Consider the following 16,906-nt stretch of genomic DNA (forward strand, 5'->3'; position numbering starts at 1 on the left):
GACTGCCCGACCGAACAGCTTTGCCAGCGAAAGGACGTGACATGGTTCGCAACATTCTCTCTTCAACTGCATTACCGCTCTGCCTTGCGCTCGGCACCGCCGCCGCCGCGCAGGATGCGGATCAACCCAATATCCTTGTCATCTGGGGGGATGATATCGGCTGGGAAAACCTGTCGAGTTACAGCGGCGGCACGATGGGCTACACGACGCCGAACCTCGACCGCATCGCGAATGAGGGGATCCGGTTCACCGACCATTATGCACAGCCAAGCTGCACCGCCGGTCGCGCCGCTTTCATCACCGGGCAATATCCGATCCGGTCCGGCATGACGACGGTGGGCCAGCCGGGCTCACCGCTCGGGCTACAGGCGGCATCGCCCACGCTTGCCGAGCAGTTGAAGCAGGAAGGTTACCGGACCGGTCATTTCGGCAAGAACCATCTGGGCGACCGCAACGAACATCTGCCGACGATGCACGGGTTCGACGAGTTTTTCGGCAATCTCTACCACCTCAACACGCAGGAGGAGGCCGAGCAGCGCGACTACCAGCGTTTCGGAGAGGAATATGCCGGGTCGCTTGAAGCCTATGAGGAACAGTTCGGCACGCGCGGCGTGATCCACAGTTTCGCCACCGAGGAAATGGACGAGACCGAGCATCCGCGCTTCGGCGTCGTCGGCATGCAGACAATCGAGGATACCGGCCCGCTGACGCAGGAGCGGATGAAAAACTTCGACGAGGGGGAAGTGATCCCGCTCGCGCTCGATTTCATGGCCGCCGCGCAGGAGGCCGGGGAGCCGTTCTTCGTCTGGCTCAACACCAGCCGGATGCATCTCTATACGCGGCTCAATGACGAATGGCGCTATGCAGCGGAAACCTACACGTCGGAGGCCGACATGTACGGCTCGGGCCTGTTGCAGCATGACCATGATATCGGGCTGGTGCTCGACTGGCTCGACGAGCAGGGGCTCACCGATAATACGATCGTCTGGTATTCGACCGACAACGGTCCGGAACATGCCTCCTGGCCGCATGGCGGCACGACACCCTTCCGCGGGGAGAAGATGACCACCTATGAAGGCGGCGTGCGCGTCCCGTCCTTCATCCGCTGGCCGGGCGTGTTGCCCGAGGACACGGTGCTGAACGGCATTCAGGCGCATCAGGACATGTTCACCTCGCTGGCCGCGGCTGCCGGGATCGAGGATGTCGCCGCCGAGGTGATGGAGGAAGACCAGCAATATATCGATGGGGTCAACAACCTGCCCTACTGGAAAGGGGAGGCCGAACGGTCCGCCCGGACCCATATCTTCCATTATTATGAGAGCGTGCTCACGGCGGTGCGCATGGGGCCGTGGAAATTCCACTTCTCCACCAAAGAGGATTACTATGCCAACGTGATCCCGCGCACTGTGCCTTTGGTATTCAACATCCGCATGGACCCGTTCGAGAGCTATGACACGACCGACGCCTACGGGCATCTGATGCAGAAAGTGTCCTGGCTGATCCAGCCGATGGGCGTGCTGATGAACGAGCATCTCAAGACGCTGGCAGACTACCCGCCGGTGCAGGGCGGCACCTCATTTGATATGTCGAACATCGTGGAAGAGTTCATGAACAAGTCGCTTCAGTAGGGGGCAACGCAGGGACCAGCAAGGCCGCCGGGGAAACCGGCGGCCTTTTTTTCGTTACTTTATGCCGGCGGGCGTCCCGGAACGCCAAATGTTGCTCAAAACCACAGATCCCGGATCTGACACCCGTTTTCTCGCAGCGCTTCGAACTTGTCGAGCCCGTCGAAATGCCGGATCGGCAGCGCGGCCACGGTAGTTGGATCGTCCGACATGCGCAAATTGACCGCGATGCGGACCCGCCCCTCCGCATCCGGCGCTGCGGCCTGCCACCAGACGACGCAGCCGCATGTCGGGCAATGGTGGAAGCCGAGTTCCCGCTCGTCACGAAAATAGGCGATGCCGTCGCCCTCGGTCGCCACATCTTCCCCAAGCCAGCCATAGGCCCAGAGCGCGCCGAACCGGCGGCAGACTGTGCAGTTGCAGGCCGTTGCCCGCGGCGGAACATCGTCGATGCGCCAGCGCAAGGCACCACAATGGCAGGAACCGGTGAGCATGGGGGGAGACTAGCGCGACGGCCCGTTGCAGCCAAGGCTTGCGCTGCCGTGAATAGGAAAGGCGCAAGCCAACAAGGCGATTACGTGCCGATCTTCATATCGCGTTTCGGCTGGCCGGATAGACTTTCCCTTTCATGACGGAATGAACTTCATGAAGAGGCGCGGTGCTCCGACGGGCGCCGCGCTATTTACGATGCGGGACTTCGGTAGGAAAAGCGCCAGTGGTGTTAAAGGTTCGCACCCTTGGCGCCGACGTCGCGGATTCACCGCCAACTTGTCCACAAGCTGCGCCCGCTTTGTCCTTGCTTCTGCAGTCCGGCGGCACAGATCAGGCCTGACGTAGACGATAGGATTGTCTGGTAGGGATGCGTAGAACCAGCTCTTGGCTATCGGCACCGTCAGGCCGCCGGAACAGCCTGTGCTGACAGGGATCAAGACCTTTGGTAGTCTGGACGGACAGTGACCCAGGGGTGGCTGCCAATGGAGCAAGAATTTTCCCCCTATTTCGGCGCGCCGGAGATCATGGCGCTTCAAAGGAAGCGCGACCTTCAGGTGGCGGAACTGAAAGACCTGCCGGGTGCGGTCGTTCATGGCCGGGTGTTTGCGAGCGATGATCCTGCGAAACTGGGGTGGCACAGATTGCGTGAGGCCATGGCCGAGGATGGCGTGATTTCGCTCCGGGGGATCGATGATGCCACCATCGAAAAGGCGCTCCGCGAATTGGCCGATTTCCATCCGGTCCTGCACCATTGGGACTTGTTCATGGCAGACGCGCAGACCATTCGTGCCGTTTGCGGACCGATCATCGAAGATGGCGCCCCTGACGGTGTCGAGTGTCTGGACGGGCAAGACCTGACCCCGAAGAGAGCCCGGGAGGTGCAGGCTTTCCTGACCGGGCTCGGCGTCTCACCCTTTTCGACCGATGCCCTTCTCGGCCGTCTGTTCCCCGCACGGCTGATCGCCTTTCAAGATGCGCGCGGCAGGATCGTTGCTGCAGGATTTGCGGCCATGACACATAACCGGCACAGCCCGCTCTTCGGTTCGGCGTGGGTCGGCCTGATCGGGGTGGACGCCGCCTATCGCGGTCTCGGATTTGGAAAATATGTCGACGCCATCGCCAACCTTGCCGCGATCGAGGATCTGGGCGGGTCGTCGACGATGGAGTTCGTGGCGCGGGACAATGCACCGTCGCGAGCCATGCTGAAAAGCTGCGGCCTGAAGCAGGTTCCGGGAAAGTCTGTCGTCATGCTGTCGACATCAGACGTGCGCCTCACGAAGTAGCCGTCGTATCGCAGAAAAACCCGATGGCAGAAGGCAGGTTGAACGGTTCGGTCATTGGCCTGAATGCGTATCACTCTCGTCGGCAACAATATCTCACGAGCAGATACTTGCTTTTGAGTAGGCGATTTTGCCTTTCGAACTGAGAGGGGCACTTGGTTTCAGGCTAGTGCGATCGTCAACGGTTCTCGTTCGCTTGCGATTCTGTACTGAGCGATGCTGGCGAGAACCCGTTCCTGCGAAACACGTGCCGCCGCCATCGGCCGCGGCATTAAACATCGAGGCCGTTCTGGCGGCCAAAGTCGGTGTAGAATGTATCGCTCCGGCATCTGTCCAGAGTCGCCTCATCGGCGTCCCGCGGTTCGGTGCCGGGGCTTTGCACGCCGGTTCCTTCGATGAAGCGGTTTACAAGATTGAACACGCCGCAAACCTGGATCGCATCGAACAGCGCCGCTTCCGACCAACCTGCCGCATAGACGGCCTGTGCATCCGCTTCCGTCATGCGCGCGGGCGAGACCGTGAGCTTTTCGACATAGGCGAGGACCGGCTTCAGTTCTTCGCGTACCGGAGCAGTGTCCCGATCCGCCATCAAAGCTTCGATCGTTTCCACGTCGATGCCATAGGCTCTGGCAAAGACAGTATGCGCGCCATGACAATAGCTGCACGCGTTCAAACCCGAGACATAGGCCGCGATCAGTTCGCGCTCGGCCATAGACAGATCGCTCTCCCCCCGCATGACCAGACTTTCGTAGGCACAGAGCGGCCCAAGTTTGTCCGAAAAGGCTTGATAGACGCTGCCCAGCGTTGCGGTCTTCGGGAGGGACGGAAACAGGTGCGTCATGTCATAAACTCCTAATCTTGCCCCGCATCCCGTCCGGGTCGCGTTGGGCAAATGTGCGCCCGCAAAGAAGAGGCGCGTTTCTGTACGTGAGGGCAATTGGGACTGTATCGGGCGGTCAGGCGGCCGATATGCGCGTGGTGACAGGACAAGGCCAATTGGCTTGGCCCGCGTATTGCCGGTCGCTACTTTGCGTCGCTCATACTAGCCAGCGGCCCGCAAGAATGCCAGTTTCGGCTGCAGGGAATGCGGCGGCTCGGCGTCATCAAATTCGGCTGAAAAACCTTGGAGGTTATGGCGGGCAGGGTGGGATTCGAACCCACGGAACGCTTGCACGTTCACCGGTGTTCGAGACCGGCGCATTCGTCCACTCTGCCACCTGCCCGCTGCGAACGGGTGAATAATGGGGGCGCGGGGGATTGTAAACCTCTGACGCGCGGCGCGGCGCAATTTCTTTGGCCCCCGGTCCGCAAGGCTTTCCGCCCGCTGGTCCGCCCTGTATATCGGAGCAGGTGCCAGGCCGCTCGTGCGGCCCGCATGCAGCCGTGCGAAAGGGTCAAAAAATGGTCCGTATCATAGCTTCGCTCTCGACACTGATCGCCGCTGCCGTGCTGGTGCAGGTGGCCAATGCAACTATGACCACGGTGCTTCCGCTGCAGCTCATCGCCCAAGGGGGTGACCAGTCCGATGCGGCGCTCCTTGCCGCGGCCTATGCGATCGGGTTCGCGCTGGGCTGTTTTACCGAGCCGCCGCGGATCCAGCGTGTGGGATATATCCGTGCGATTGCCGCCGCCGCCGCCGTCTGCACCATCGCGACGATCCTTTATGCGTTCGCCACGGGGCTCTGGCTCTGGCTGTTCCTGCGGCTCTGCATGGGCATGGCGATCGCCTCGATCCTCGCCTCGACCGATGGCTGGATCAACGCGACCGCGCCGTCCGCGATCCGCGGGAGCGTGATTGCCGTCTACGCCTGGTGCATCAGCCTCGGGTCGATCTTCAGCCAGCTGGTGATCCTCGTGGCCGACAGCCTGTCGCCGGTCTTCATGGGCGGGCTGGCGATCGCCTTCAACGTGAGCCTCGTGCTCGTCGCGCTCACCCGCAGTGCCGCGCCCGACATCTCCCTCGGGCCGGTCATGGCGCAGCCGCGCGGGCTGCGGCTGCGGATGCGGGGCGCGATTGCGGTGCCGTCGGCCACAGCCGTGGCGGCGGCCTTCTATTCGGGGCTGGTTGCGACCAGCCTGACTTCCGTGTTGCCGTCGCTCCTGTCGGAGAACGGAACTTCCACCAACTGGATCGCCATTGCGGTGGCCACGATCTTCGCCGTCCGGTTGCTCTTCCAGCTGCCGATCGGCGTGGCCGCCGACCGCACCGACAACCGGCGCCTCATCCTCGGCCTGTCGCTCGGGGTTGCGCTGGTCGGCGTGGCGGGCGTGGTGCTGGTGATCAATGCACAACCCGTGGGCGCGGGCGGCGGCGGGGTCGCCAGCGTGGCCATCCCGCTCCTGATCGTGGGGCTGCTCGGCGGCCTGTCGATGCCGGTCTATGCGGTGGCACAGTCGCTGGCCTTCAACCGGGCTTCGCCCGAAACATTGGTGCGGGTGGCCACGACCATTCTGCTCTTCTGGTCGCTCGGCTCGATTGCAGGCCCGATGCTGGTGGCGGCAGCCGTGCCGCTCGTTGGCGGGGTGGCCCTGCCGCTCGTGATCGTGCTGGCCTCGCTCCTGATGGCGGCCCTGTCCGGCCTGCGCTGGCGCACCCGCGCGGCGCCCGATACGAGCGTGCCGGTCCCGTCCGATATTGCCGTGACCTCCGTTGCGGCCACGACCTCCATGGCCGAGGCCGTTCAGGAAGATGCGGAGCAGGCGGAGGAGGCAGCTGCCAGCGCGGCGCCGGATGCGGCAGCCATGGCCGAAGGCGATATCGGGGACGAGGGTGAGGACCGGCAGAAACAGGCCGATTAGCGCTTGACTTTCAGGGCCCGCCGCCGGATATACCGCGTTCCTCCGGCGGAACTGGATTCCGGCCGGGGTTTCTTGTGGACGCTCCGAAGCTCGGGGCGCGCTGTTCGAAGGCGCGGGAACACCCCGCAAAACGCACCCGCAGGGTGGGCCGCAGGACGCGAATGGAAAAGGAAGACGCGGATGTTCGCGGTACTGAAGACTGGTGGCAAACAGTATAAAGTTGCCAAAGACGAGATTCTGACGGTCGAGAAGCTGGCCGCCGATGCAGGTGAAACCGTCCAGTTCAACGAAGTTCTGATGCTCGGTGGTGACAAGGTCACCGTTGGTGCGCCCTTCGTGGACGGCGCTGCCGTGCAGGCTGAAATCCTCGATCAGACCCGTGGTCCGAAGACGATTTCCTTCGTCAAGCGCCGCCGCAAGCACAGCTCGCAGCGCAAGAAGGGCCACCGCCAGCACCTGACCGTGATCAAGGTCACGGACATTCTGGCATCCGGCGCCGAGAAATCGGGCGTGAAAGCCGCTCTGGGTGCATCCTCTGCACCGGTCGCCGCTGCTGCTCCGAAGAAAGCCGCGCCGAAAAAAGCCGCCGAGAAGAAGGCTGCACCGAAGAAAGCCGAGAAGGCCGAGGCTGCTGCCGCCACCGGCGCCGCGCCGAAGAACCTTCTGAAAGCCGCCAAGGGCGACGCGGACGATCTGAAGAAGATCTCCGGCGTTGGTCCGAAGCTCGAAGGCCTTCTGAACGAAAACGGTGTCTACCACTTCTGGCAGATCGCCGAATGGTCGGCTGACGAAGTGGCCTACATGGACGACAAACTGTCCTTCAAAGGCCGCATCGAGCGCGACAACTGGATCCAGCAGGCGACCGATTTCGCCGCTGAAGCGAAGTAAGGAGAGAGCGAGATGGCACATAAGAAAGCAGGCGGTTCGTCCCGTAACGGCCGCGACTCGGCCGGTCGTCGCCTTGGCGTGAAGAAGTTCGGTGGCGAAGCCGTCATCCCGGGCAACATCCTCATCCGTCAGCGCGGCACCAAATGGTATCCGGGTCAGGGCGTCGGCATCGGCCGCGACCACACCATCTTTGCGACCGTCGAAGGCAATGTGAAGTTTCACAAGGGCCTGAAGGGCCGCACCTTCGTATCCGTTCTGCCAGCCGCGGAGGCTGCGGAATAAGCCGAACCCCGGCTTGATGGTAAAAGATTAGGGGGATCGGCGGAAACGCCGGTCCCCTTTGCGATTCCAAGGCCCCGCGCAGACGGGGCGGGCGCAGGACAGGACCCGCCGGACCGCCGGTCAGGTCTGACAGAACAGGGACGGGACATGAGTGTCGATATTGTCAGTTTTGCCGTTTTCGCCGGGGCCATGGTGGCCACGCCGGGTCCGGCCAACATGGTGCTTCTGAGCGCGGGGGCGGGCTTCGGTCTGCGGGCGTCCATGCCCTTCGTGATCGGCGTGGCGCTGTCGAAACAGGCGATCATCTGGCCCGTCGGGCTCGGCCTGATGACGGCGGCGACGGCGGCACCGGGGCTGTTTCTGGCGCTCAAATACCTCTCGGCTGCCTATATCATCTATCTGGCCTGGCGGATCGCCTCGGCGCGGATCGTGCCGGCAGCAGGCGTGACCACGCCGCCCAGTTTCTGGAGCGGGCTGATCGTCCATCCGCTCAACCCGAAAGCCTGGGCGCTGGTGACGGCGGGTTTCTCGAATTTCGTGGCGCCCGGCACGCCGGCACTGCCCGCGACGCTCGCCATCGCGGCGACGCTCCTCGGGTTGCAGCTTGTCCTGCATCCGCTCTGGTGCGCCGCGGGCGCACTGATCGCCCAGCGGATCGCGGGCACCCGGGCCGAACGCGGCCTGATGATTGTTCTGGCGCTGCTGACCGTGGCCAGCGTCGCCTTCGTGCTTTGGAAAGGGGTCTGACATGACCGTGGCACCTGAACTGACGACCGAACGCCTGCACCTGCGGCCGCTGCGCGACAGCGACGCAGCGGCGATCGCCCTGCATGTCGGCGACCGTCGCGTGGCGCGCAACCTTGCCGTCGTGCCCTTTCCCTATCCCAAAGGCGCGGCCGAGGAGTTTATCGCCCGGTCGACGGCGTCGGATGCGGCGGGGCCGGTCTGGGCCATTGTGCCGACCGGCAGCCCGTCGGACGAACTGGTGGGTGTGATCTCCTATGATCTCGACGGCACGGTCGCCAAGCTCGGCTACTGGCTGGCGCCGGCCTTCTGGAATTCGGGCTACATGACAGAGGCCGCCGGCGCCGTCATCGATCATGCCCGCGCGCAGGGCGTGACGCGGATGGAGACGAGCGCGCATCAGGACAATCCGGCCTCGGCCAAGGTGCTGAGCAAGGTCGGTTTCCACTATGTGGGGGATGATGCGCATTTCTCGGTCGCGCAGAATGCGACGGTCGATGTGTGGCTCTACCGGCTGGATTTCGACGATGGCTGAGATGTCCGCCATCACCGACGGGGATGTCGCGCTGCGCCCCATCCGTGGCGCGGATTTCGAGCCGATGCATGCCATGGCGTCGGAGGACCGTGTGGCGCGGATGACAGCGACATGGCCCGTGCCGGCCGATCCGGCTTTCACGCTGATGCGGATGAACACGGCCGAGGCTCAGGCGGGGCTGGTGCGCGTGATCACCTGGCAGGGCGCGTTTGCGGGCACGATCGGGCTCGTGGGCAGCCATCTGGGCTATATGCTGACGCCGGCCCTGTGGGGGCGTGGCATCGCAACCCGCGCCGTGCGTGCCATGGTCGACGACCGGTTCCGGCATTCCTCGATGCAGCGTGTCGAGGCATCGGTCTGGACCGACAATCCCGCCTCCGCCCGCGTGCTGGAAAAGGCCGGCTTCACGCAGTCCGGAGAGAGCAGCGGATTTTGCGCCGCGCGCGACGAAGAGGTGGCAGGGCGCGACTTCACCCTGACGCGGGAGGACTGGGCGGCAGCACTGCCGCTTGACCTGTCGAGCGACCGTATCCGCATTCGGCCGCTTGGCGCATCCGATGCGGACGCGTTTCACGCCTTCGCGCGGCTGCCCGAAGTGGCACGCAACATGGTCAGCTTCCCGGCCCCGATGGACCGTGACGCGGCCGCCGCCTATCTGGCGGACCGGCCCTTTCGCGGCCGCCCCGGCTTTTGCGCCGCCATTACAGCGCGGGATGGAGGGTTGGTCGGGATTTGCGGGATCGGCGGCACGCCGATGCACCTGATGTATGCGCTCGCACCTGACGCATGGGGGCAGGGCCTTGCGACGGAAGCGATGCAGCTCTTCCTGCCCGAGATGGTCCGCCGTTTCCAGATCACCGAACTGATCGCGGGGGCTTTTGCCGACAATCCCGCCTCGTCCGCTGTGCTCGCCAAACTCGGCTTCGAATCCGATGGCGCGCGCATGGCCGAGGCACCGGCACGGGTTGAGCCCGCGCAGCTTCTGCTCTATCGCTTGTCCGGCGCAACGCTGGCCCATCTGAGGACCGACCGATGAAATTCCTCGACCTTGCCAAAGTCTATATCCGCTCGGGTTCCGGTGGAAACGGCTGCGTGTCCTTCCGGCGCGAAGCCTTCGTCGAATATGGCGGTCCGGATGGCGGCAATGGCGGCAATGGCGGTGACGTCTGGGCGGAGGCCGTGAACGGGCTAAACACGCTTATCGACTATCGCTACCAGCAGCATTTCTTCGCCAAGAATGGCCAGCCCGGCATGGGCAAGCAGCGTGCCGGCAAGAATGGCGACGATATCGTGCTGAAGGTGCCCGTGGGCACAGAGATCCTCGACGAGGATCAGGAAACGGTGCTCGCCGACCTGACCGCGGTCGGCCAGCGCGTGCAGATCGCCTCGGGCGGCAATGGCGGTTTCGGCAACCTGCATTTCAAAAGCTCCACCAACCAGGCGCCACGCCGCGCCAATCCCGGCCAGCCGGGCGTTGAGCGCACGATCTGGCTGCGGCTGAAGCTGATTGCCGATGCGGGCCTTGTCGGCCTGCCCAATGCCGGCAAATCGACCTTCCTTGCCGCGACCTCGAACGCGCGTCCGAAAATCGCCGACTATCCGTTCACCACGCTGCACCCCAATCTGGGCGTTGTGGGCGTGGACAATGCGGAATTTGTCATGGCCGATATCCCCGGCCTGATCGAAGGCGCGCACGAGGGGCGCGGGATCGGTGACCGGTTCCTTGGCCATGTGGAACGCTGCGCGGTCTTGCTGCATCTGGTCGATGCCACGTCCGAAACCGTAGCCGAGGATTACGCGACCGTTGACCGGGAACTGGAACTCTATGGCGGCGCGCTTGCGTCCAAGCCGCGGGTTGTCGGGCTCAACAAGATCGACGCGCTCGACGAAGTAGAACTGGCAGAAGCTCGTTCTGCGCTGGAGGCCGCGTCGGGCCGGCCGGTCATGGCGCTATCTGGCGCGACCGGACAGGGCGTGACCGAGGTGCTCCGCGCCGTGCGGGCCGAGATCGACGCCCGCAACGATGCGGAAAAGGCGGCAGAAGAAGCGGCCGAGGCCGCGCGTGACGGGGACGGGGGCGGATGGCGACCCTGACCTCTGCGGCTTTGATCGACCGCGCGGCGCGGATCGTCGTCAAGATCGGCTCGGCGCTGCTCGTCGATGCCGAGACAGGCGCGTTGCGCACGGGCTGGCTTGACGGGCTGATCGACGATGTGGCGGCGTTGAAATCCGCCGGCAAGCATGTGGTCATCGTCTCGTCAGGTTCGATTGCGCTCGGCCGCCGCATCCTCGACCTGCCATCGGGCGCGCTGACGCTGGAACAGAGTCAGGCCGCGGCCTCGGTGGGGCAGATCCGTCTGGCGCAGGCCTATCAGCAGGGGCTCGCGCGTCATGACATTCGCGCCGGCCAGATCCTGATGACGCTGGAGGATAGCGAGAACCGCCGCCGGTATCTCAACAGCCGGGCGACGCTCGGCACGCTTCTGGAATTGGGTGTCGTGCCGATCGTGAACGAGAATGACACGGTTGCCACCGACGAGATCCGGTTCGGCGACAATGACCGGCTGGCGGCTCAGATTGCCTCGCTCGCAGGCGCGGATGTGCTGGTGCTCCTGTCGGATGTGGACGGGCTCTATACCGGTAATCCACGTGTCGATGCGGGCGCGCAACGGCTCGACCATGTGGCCGAGGTGACGCCCGAGATCGAGGCGATGGCCGGCGACGCGGGATCGCACTTTGCCCGCGGGGGCATGCGCACCAAGCTGACGGCGGCGAAACTGGCGCTGAAGGCCGGGTGCGCCATGGCGATCACGCGCGGCGATGTTGACCGGCCCCTGTCGGCGCTGGCCAACGGTGCGCCCTGCACATGGTTCGCCGGGCAGGGCGATCCGGCGGCGGCGCGCAAACGCTGGATTCTGGCGATGAAGCCGCGCGGGCGGATTTCTGTCGATGCGGGCGCGGCGCGGGCGCTGCGGTCGGGCAAGTCGCTCCTGTCGGCCGGCGTGTCGGACGTGTCGGGCCAGTTTGAGCGCGGCGATCCGGTGGAGATCATCGACGAGGCCGGGGCGACACTCGCCCGCGGACTCGTGGGCTACAATGCGGAGGAAGCGCGGCGGATCAAGGGGCTGCGCAGCGCCGATATCGAAGCCTGTCTGGGCTATGCGGCGCGGGCCGCTCTGGTCCATCGCGACGATATGGCGATCTGACGGACAAAGGGGTGACCGGGATGGACGGAAAGACCACGGAAAATATCCACGATCTGATGCAGGAAATCGGCGCCCGCGCGAAAGCGGCGGCGCGGGTGCTGGCCTCGGCCAGCGCGGAACGCAAACATGCCGCCCTGATCGGCGCGTCGGAAGCGGTCTGGGCGCGGCGTGCCGAGATCCTCGACGCAAACCAGAAGGACCTGGCCTTCGGGCGCGAAAAGGGCCTGTCGCCGGCCATGATCGACCGTCTGGCGCTCGACGAGGACCGGATCCGCGGGATTGTGGACGGGCTGCGTTCGGTCGCAGAACAGAGCGACCCGGTGGGCGCGGTGCTGGCCGAATGGGACATGCCGACGGGTCTGCATATCCGCCGTGTGGCGACCCCGCTCGGCGTGGTCGGGGTGATCTATGAAAGCCGCCCGAACGTGACGGCGGACGCGGGCGGGCTCTGCCTGAAGTCGGGCAATGCCGCGATCCTGCGGGGCGGCTCGGAAAGCCTGCACAGCTCCAAGGCCATCCATGCCGCGCTGGTGGACGGGCTCGTCTCGGCCAACCTGCCGGCGGATGCGATCCAGCTCGTGCCGGTCCGCGATCGCGCGGCGGTGGGCGAGATGCTGACGATGACCGACTTTATCGACGTGATCGTGCCGCGCGGCGGCAAGGGTCTGGTCGGTCGCGTGCAGGCGGATGCGCGGGTGCCGGTTTTCGCGCATCTCGAAGGGATCTGTCACGTCTATGTCGATCGTGATGCGGACCCCGATAAGGCGATGAAGGTGATCCTGAACGCCAAGACGCGGCGCACCGGCATTTGCGGGGCGGCAGAATGTCTGCTCATCGACCGGGCTTACTACGCCGCGCATGGCGCGCCGTTCCTTGCGGCATTGAAGGACAAGGGCGTGGAGTTGCGTGTGGGCGAGGGGTTGCAGGGCGAGCCGGGCACCGTTCCGGCCTCGGCCGACGATTGGGGCCGCGAATATCTGGACATGATCCTCGCGGTAAAACTCGTGGACGGTGTGGACGGCGCGATCGATCACATTTCGACCTACGGCTCCAATCACACGGATTGCATCCTGACGGAGAATGACGCGACCGCGGACGCGTTTTTCGCCCGTGTGGACAGCGCGATCCTGATGCGCAACGCCTCGACCCAGTTTGCCGATGGCGGCGAGTTCGGCATGGGTGCCGAAATCGGGATTGCAACAGGCAAGATGCATGCGCGCGGGCCCGTGGGCGCGGCGCAGCTGACCAGTTTCAAATATCTGGTCGAGGGCGACGGCACCGTCCGCGCCTGACCGCGACCAGCCACACGGCCGAACAGCAAAAAGCCCGCCGGTTGGCGGGCTTTTTACCTGTGGGGGAAGGGGTTCTTCAGCCGCGCCAGGTGCGGATCGGGCCGCAGTCCATATGCACGAAGTTGGAGCGGCCATAGGTGCCGACGCCGCCCGAGTTGCAGGCGATGGCGGCTTTTGCCATCTGGCTGGTGGAGCGTGACTTCAGCCGCAGATCGGCGGCCATGCCGCGGATATGGTAGCTGTTTTTCGCGACATTCCGGCTGCGGCGGCGCAGCATCGCGTTCGTGCGCGACGAGCGGTAGCCCGACAGCAGCAGGAACGGCTCGTTCGTATCCATCAGTTGATGGGCGGCGGCCATGATGTCGACATTGCGCAGGTCGTAATCGATCGTCTCGTCCGTGCGCCAGTCGCGCATGAAATAGTTGATCTCCTTCACCGCCTCGCGAATGTACTTCCCTTCGATCCAGTAGACTGTGTTGATCGATTCACCTGTCCGGCCCGAATACATCTTGATCGAGCGGATGTCGCCGGCGCCTTTGAGGAAGCCGAAAACGTTGGAATAGGCGGGAGCAGCGGGGACGGTGGCGACAGCAGCGAATGCGCCAAGCACAGCACGACGTGACGTTTTCACGTTTGCGTTACCAGTCATGAAATCCTTGCCTCGTTCTTTTATCGGGCCCGGTTTTCCGGGTCCAGCACGTCTGATTGGCGCACTTTGGGTACTTGTTACCTACGGGTAGCTAAATACTCCAAAAGCCGGATTCAGCACAAGAAAATCGTTTGGAACCGGCAGAAATCCGCGCATCTGTTGCGCTGATTCGCCAATGTTCCCTTTGCGTTCTTCTTCTCGTGCGACTTTTTCCACACGGGGCGGCGAAAATTCGCCGCCCGGCGCGCGCGGCTGATGGAGGGCGTCCCGCCGTCAAGATAGGGTGGCGGCAATTACAAGAAAAATTATTGGGGTAGTGATGTCACGGGTTCTGACCTCCGTTTTCCTTGCGTCGAGTATCGTGTTTTCCGGCCTGACGGCCACCACCGTGCCCGCAGTGGCGCAATCTTCCTCCCAGCTGGCGCTGAATGCCGAACAGGCCGCGCTCTATGCCGAGATTCGCAAGACCGGCAAGCTGGCCGAGGATCTGATGGGTTTCTATCAGGCGCGCGGCTTCAAGCCCGTGTGGGTCGGCCAGCGGGCCGCGTCGCGCGCGCTGGTGGCCACGCTGGCCGATGCGGACAGCCATGCGCTGCCGCTGGCGCGCTACAATGCCGGACAGGTCCAGAAAGAGCTGAACGCTGCGCGCGGCACGACGGCCCGCGCGGCGGCCGAAATCCGCGCCACCCAAATGTTCCTGCAATATGCGCATGACATTTCGTCGGGCCTTGTCGAGCCGCGCCGGATCGACAGCGAGATGTCCGTTCCGCGCCCCCGCCGCAGTGATGCGGCGCTGCTGAACGGGCTCAACAAACATCGCAACACCGCCGGATATCTGGCCGCTTTGGCCCCTGCGACAGCCAACTACAAGGGCCTTCTGGCCGAGAAAGTCCGGCTGGAGAAACTGATCGCCCGCGGTGGCTGGGGGCCGGAGGTGGGGGACGGTCCGAGCCTGAAGCCGGGCATGTCGAGCCCGCGCATTCCGGCCTTGCGTGCCCGCCTGACCCGTATGGGATATGGCCGCCTCGGGACGGCGCCCGGCTATGACGCTCGGTTGCAGGCCGCGGTGCAGAAGTTCCAGACCGATCACGGGCTGAACGCGGATGCGGTTGTGGGCGGCCGGACGCTGGCCGCGATCAACACCAGCCCGCAGGATCGGCTCGTGCAGGTTGCTGTCAATCTGGAGCGCGAGCGCTGGCTGAACCTCAACCGTGGTGCGCGGCATATCCATGTGAATCTGGCCGATTTCACCGTGAAGGTGATCGACAAGGGGCGCACCACCTTCGAGAGCCGTGTCGTCGCCGGACAGACGCCGAAGTTCCGCACGCAGGAATTCAACGACACGATGACCCATATGGTCATCAACCCGACCTGGCACGTGCCCGCGAGCATCGCGACCGAGGAACTGCTGCCCGCAATCCAGGAGGACCCGACCTACCTGCAGCGCAAGAACATGCGGGTGGTGACGCGCGATGGCGGGGCGGTCAATCCGGCCTCGGTCGATTTCAACGCCTACTCGCAGGAGAATTTCCCCTACCTGATCAAGCAAGCCCCCAACGGCGGCAACGCGCTTGGCCGGGTGAAATTCATGTTCCCCAACCGTTACAATATCTATCTGCATGACACGCCGTCGAAGAGCCTGTTTGCGCGGGATGCACGGGCGTTCAGCCATGGCTGCGTGCGGGTGCAGAAGCCGTTCGAGCTGGCCGAGGTGCTGCTCGCAAGGCAGGTGAACAATCCCAAAGGCACGTTCAACGCCATTCTGGAGACCGGGCGCGAGCGCACGGTCAGCCTCGCCCAGCCGGTGCCGATCTACCTCAGCTACAACAGCGCCTTCATCGACGAGAAGGGCAAACCGCAATATCGTGCGGACATCTACGGGCGCGACCGCAAGGTCTATAATGCGCTGCGGAAGGCGGGAGTTTCCATCGCTGGCATTGCGGGGTAAAAGCGGGATCGAACGGGCCGGATGAACCGGCCCGACCCCGCTGACCGGAGGCTCTGATGCCGTTGACCCTTGGCCAAGTGGCCGAAGCGCTCGGGGCAGAGGCCCAGGGCGACCTCTCGCTTCCCATCCGCAGACCTGCCGAACCCGCCCGCTGCGGGCCGGAGGATCTGGCCCTCGCGATGGAACCGAAGTTCGGTGAAACGCTGGGGCAGGGGCAGGCGGTCGCGGCCATCGTCTGGCCCGATGCGGACTGGCAGGCGATGGGGCTGAAAGGCGTCATCATCGCGCCGCGCTCGCGCTATGTGATGGCTGGCGTCACCCGTGTCTTCGAGCTGCCGCCGGAGGTCGAACCCGGCATCCATCCGACCGCGATCATCGACCCGGACGCACAGATCGGCGACGGCGCGGCCATCGGTCCCTTCGTGGTGATCGGGGCCGGTGTCACGATCGGGGCGCGGGCGCGCATCCTGTCGCATTGCTCGATCGCCGAGGGCGCGACGCTGGGCGCGGATGCGCTGCTCTATAACGGGGTGCGGGTCGGCGCGCGTGTGCGAATCGGCGACGGGTTCATCTGTCAGGCCGGCACCGTGATCGGCGCGGACGGGTTTTCCTATGTCACGCCGAAACCGGGCGCGGTCGAGGAAGCCCGTGCCACCGGCCAGATCACCGAGGCGAGCCGCACGGCCGGCTTCGTGCGGATCAACTCGCTCGGCTCGGTCGTGATCGGCGACCATGTGGAAATGGGCGCCAACTGCACCATCGACCGCGGGACCGTGGCGGACACGGTGATCGGCGACGGCACCAAGCTCGATAACGCGGTCCATATCGGCCACAATGTCACGGTCGGGCGGACTTGCCTGCTCTGCGGACAGGTCGGGATCGCCGGCTCCACCACCATCGGGGACCGTGTGGTACTGGGCGGTCAGGTCGGCGTTGCCGACCATCTTAACGTGGGGTCAGACGTGATCGCGGCTGGCAAATCCGGCATTTCCTCCCATGTTCCTTCAAACCGGGTGGTGATGGGCAATCCGGCCATGCGCATGGACCTGAATGTCGAAAGCTACAAGGCCCTGCGGCGCCTGCCGCGGCTCGTCGCCAAGGTCGAGAAATTGCAGAAACTGGTTTCAAAGACCGCCCCGAATGAGTAAGTGACTACGCAGACGAGA

The 16,906-nt window shown here is 64.4% G+C and carries 16 protein-coding genes and 1 tRNA gene; 13 read left to right on the top strand and 4 right to left on the bottom strand.

Annotated features, from left to right (window positions below; all coding sequences use genetic code 11):
- The first annotated feature begins 41 nt into the window (after nucleotides 1-41).
- On the top strand, nucleotides 42-1,628 hold the full coding sequence (locus tag GSH16_RS12310) for an arylsulfatase (RefSeq protein WP_160855528.1): 1,587 nt from the start codon (nucleotides 42-44) through the stop codon (nucleotides 1,626-1,628).
- 95 nt (nucleotides 1,629-1,723) lie between these two features.
- On the opposite strand, the gene GSH16_RS12315 is transcribed toward GSH16_RS12310, so the two are convergent.
- Nucleotides 1,724-2,119 carry a GFA family protein gene (locus GSH16_RS12315; protein ID WP_160855530.1) on the bottom strand — a complete coding sequence of 132 codons (396 nt, stop codon included), beginning with the start codon at nucleotides 2,117-2,119 and terminating at the stop codon, nucleotides 1,724-1,726.
- A gap of 480 nt (nucleotides 2,120-2,599) precedes the next feature.
- On the opposite strand from GSH16_RS12315, the gene GSH16_RS12320 reads away from it, so the two are divergent.
- Complete coding sequence (locus GSH16_RS12320) at nucleotides 2,600-3,400, top strand: GNAT family N-acetyltransferase (protein WP_160855532.1); 801 nt, start codon at nucleotides 2,600-2,602, stop codon at nucleotides 3,398-3,400.
- 268 nt (nucleotides 3,401-3,668) lie between these two features.
- On the opposite strand, the gene GSH16_RS12325 is transcribed toward GSH16_RS12320, so the two are convergent.
- Nucleotides 3,669-4,238, bottom strand: coding sequence for a carboxymuconolactone decarboxylase family protein (locus tag GSH16_RS12325; protein ID WP_160855534.1), 570 nt, complete (start codon nucleotides 4,236-4,238; stop codon nucleotides 3,669-3,671).
- A 292-nt stretch (nucleotides 4,239-4,530) separates the two neighbouring features.
- Nucleotides 4,531-4,620 (bottom strand) — tRNA-Ser (locus tag GSH16_RS12330).
- A 178-nt stretch (nucleotides 4,621-4,798) separates the two neighbouring features.
- Here GSH16_RS12330 and GSH16_RS12335 point away from each other — a divergent pair.
- The 9 genes from GSH16_RS12335 to GSH16_RS12375 all read left to right on the top strand — a co-directional run bounded on the left by GSH16_RS12335 (nucleotide 4,799) and on the right by GSH16_RS12375 (nucleotide 13,143).
- Nucleotides 4,799-6,196 carry an MFS transporter gene (locus GSH16_RS12335; protein ID WP_160855536.1) on the top strand — a complete coding sequence of 466 codons (1,398 nt, stop codon included), beginning with the start codon at nucleotides 4,799-4,801 and terminating at the stop codon, nucleotides 6,194-6,196.
- A 180-nt stretch (nucleotides 6,197-6,376) separates the two neighbouring features.
- Entirely contained in the window at nucleotides 6,377-7,084 is a 708-nt protein-coding gene (locus GSH16_RS12340; RefSeq protein WP_160855538.1) for a 50S ribosomal protein L21, read from the top strand.
- A 12-nt stretch (nucleotides 7,085-7,096) separates the two neighbouring features.
- Entirely contained in the window at nucleotides 7,097-7,366 is a 270-nt protein-coding gene (gene rpmA, locus GSH16_RS12345; RefSeq protein ID WP_160855540.1) for a 50S ribosomal protein L27, read from the top strand.
- 147 nt (nucleotides 7,367-7,513) lie between these two features.
- Nucleotides 7,514-8,113, top strand: a complete 600-nt coding sequence (locus tag GSH16_RS12350) for a LysE family translocator (RefSeq protein WP_160855542.1) — start codon at nucleotides 7,514-7,516, stop codon at nucleotides 8,111-8,113.
- A 1-nt stretch (nucleotide 8,114) separates the two neighbouring features.
- The gene (locus GSH16_RS12355) at nucleotides 8,115-8,645 is read left to right on the top strand and encodes a GNAT family N-acetyltransferase (RefSeq protein ID WP_160855544.1); all 531 of its coding nucleotides are present in this window, start codon (nucleotides 8,115-8,117) and stop codon (nucleotides 8,643-8,645) included.
- A complete protein-coding gene (locus tag GSH16_RS12360; RefSeq protein WP_160855546.1) occupies nucleotides 8,638-9,681 on the top strand; it encodes a GNAT family N-acetyltransferase in 1,044 nt (347 codons plus the stop codon). Before GSH16_RS12355 ends, GSH16_RS12360 begins: the two co-directional genes overlap by 8 nt.
- Nucleotides 9,678-10,739 carry a GTPase ObgE gene (obgE, locus tag GSH16_RS12365; RefSeq protein WP_160855548.1) on the top strand — a complete coding sequence of 354 codons (1,062 nt, stop codon included), beginning with the start codon at nucleotides 9,678-9,680 and terminating at the stop codon, nucleotides 10,737-10,739. The genes GSH16_RS12360 and obgE overlap by 4 nt, the downstream gene beginning before the upstream one ends.
- Nucleotides 10,727-11,851, top strand: a complete 1,125-nt coding sequence (gene proB / locus GSH16_RS12370; RefSeq protein ID WP_160855550.1) for a glutamate 5-kinase — start codon at nucleotides 10,727-10,729, stop codon at nucleotides 11,849-11,851. The genes obgE and proB overlap by 13 nt, the downstream gene beginning before the upstream one ends.
- A gap of 20 nt (nucleotides 11,852-11,871) precedes the next feature.
- A complete protein-coding gene (locus GSH16_RS12375) occupies nucleotides 11,872-13,143 on the top strand; it encodes a glutamate-5-semialdehyde dehydrogenase (RefSeq protein WP_160855552.1) in 1,272 nt (423 codons plus the stop codon).
- A gap of 76 nt (nucleotides 13,144-13,219) precedes the next feature.
- On the opposite strand, the gene GSH16_RS12380 is transcribed toward GSH16_RS12375, so the two are convergent.
- The gene (locus GSH16_RS12380; protein WP_407941071.1) at nucleotides 13,220-13,774 is read right to left on the bottom strand and encodes a YcbK family protein; all 555 of its coding nucleotides are present in this window, start codon (nucleotides 13,772-13,774) and stop codon (nucleotides 13,220-13,222) included.
- A 337-nt stretch (nucleotides 13,775-14,111) separates the two neighbouring features.
- On the opposite strand from GSH16_RS12380, the gene GSH16_RS12385 reads away from it, so the two are divergent.
- Nucleotides 14,112-15,740, top strand: coding sequence for a L,D-transpeptidase family protein (locus tag GSH16_RS12385; RefSeq protein WP_160855556.1), 1,629 nt, complete (start codon nucleotides 14,112-14,114; stop codon nucleotides 15,738-15,740).
- 56 nt (nucleotides 15,741-15,796) lie between these two features.
- On the top strand, nucleotides 15,797-16,888 hold the full coding sequence (lpxD, locus tag GSH16_RS12390; RefSeq protein ID WP_160855558.1) for a UDP-3-O-(3-hydroxymyristoyl)glucosamine N-acyltransferase: 1,092 nt from the start codon (nucleotides 15,797-15,799) through the stop codon (nucleotides 16,886-16,888).
- Nucleotides 16,889-16,906 lie beyond the last annotated feature (18 nt).

It is taken from the genome of Oceanomicrobium pacificus (assembly GCF_009833495.1).
GTDB lineage: Bacteria > Pseudomonadota > Alphaproteobacteria > Rhodobacterales > Rhodobacteraceae > Oceanomicrobium > Oceanomicrobium pacificus.